Raw genomic sequence first — 230 nt, forward strand, 5'->3', positions numbered from 1 at the left:
GGCCGAAGGACCGGTTGTTCGATTTCGGCTACAGCTATCTGCCGGTCGGCGAGGATCCGCGCTTCGGCGGCGCGCCGGGCCGGCTGGTGTATTGCTCGCACCGGCACGAGCAGATGCCGCTGTTGGTGACCTATTGGGACGCGCAGGATCAGGACGGCAGCGCGCTGTTGTTCGACTACAACCTCGGCCACTTTTCCGCCGCGGACATCGGCGCGCTGATGCGGCGCTTC

General features: G+C 66.5%; 1 protein-coding gene. It reads left to right on the plus strand.

Annotated features, from left to right (window positions below):
* Positions 1-14 precede the first annotated feature (14 nt).
* On the plus strand, positions 15-230 hold a 216-nt coding region (locus tag HKX41_13960; GenBank protein NNC25238.1), incomplete at its 3' end, for a hypothetical protein.

Origin of the sequence: Salifodinibacter halophilus, from assembly GCA_012999515.1 — a bacterium.
Taxonomy (GTDB): domain Bacteria; phylum Pseudomonadota; class Gammaproteobacteria; order Nevskiales; family Salinisphaeraceae; genus Salifodinibacter; species Salifodinibacter halophilus.